The 1,054-nt window shown below is 70.9% G+C and carries 1 protein-coding gene; it reads left to right on the forward strand.

Features of this window, described 5'->3' with window-relative positions:
- Positions 1-272 precede the first annotated feature (272 nt).
- The coding region (gene cysK, locus ACY45C_RS18520; RefSeq protein ID WP_462188835.1) for a cysteine synthase A at positions 273-1,054 on the forward strand (782 nt) is incomplete at its 3' end.

Below are 1,054 nucleotides of genomic sequence, written 5' to 3' on the forward strand. Positions count from 1 at the left end.
CCGCGGTCGGTCCTGCTGTGGCGGTGCGCGGTGGTTCTGGCTTGACGCCCGCCGAACCGGGGCTGATGGCTACGATGCGCCTGGCCTGAGGCGCCGGTACAGGTACGACGACCCTGCGGGCCGGGGCTTCCGGATGTTGGCCCGGGGGGACCTGTGGGCCTACTTTCCCGGCCGTGGACGAACCAGCAGGCCCGTCGAGGTCGTTAGGAAGGGCGGGAAGGCGCGGGCCTGGCAGAGTGGATGACCACGGGGCCCGGCAGAGGAGAACATCGATGAGGATTGCGGAAGACATCACGCAACTGATCGGCAACACGCCGCTGGTCCGATTGCGTCGCGTCACGGACGGGGTGGGAGCCCAGGTCGTGGCCAAACTGGAGTCCTTCAACCCGGCGCACAGCGTGAAGGACCGCCTCGGGGTGGCCCTGATCGACGCCGTGGAGCGGGCGGGGCTGATCGGGCCGGACACCGTCATCCTCGAACCTACCAGCGGGAACACCGGCATCGCCCTGGCCATGGTGTGCGCCGCCCGCGGGTACCGCTGCGTCCTGACGATGCCCGAGACGATGAGCACCGAGCGGCGGATGCTGCTGCGGGCCCTCGGTGCGGAGCTCGTGCTCACCCCCGGTGCCGAGGGCATGCCCGGCGCCATCGCGAAGGCGGAGGAACTCGCGAAGAACGACGAGCGGTACCTCATCCCGCAGCAGTTCGAGAACCCGGCCAACCCGGCGATCCACCGCGCCACGACCGCCGAGGAGATCTGGCGCGACACCGACGGGCAGATCGATGTGCTCGTCGCCGGGGTCGGCACCGGCGGGACCATCACCGGCGTCGCCCAGGTCATCAAGGAGCGCAGGCCCGAGGCGCGGTTCGTCGCCGTGGAGCCGTCGGCGTCGCCGGTGCTCTCGGGCGGCGTGAAGGGACCGCACCCGATCCAGGGCATCGGTGCCGGCTTCGTCCCGCCGGTCCTGGAGACCGGCCTCGTCGACGAGATCATCCAGGTCGATGGTGAGGACGCCTTCGACCTGGCCCGCCGGCTGGCCCGGGAGGAGGGACT

Source organism: Frankia sp. CcWB2 (assembly GCF_977927585.1).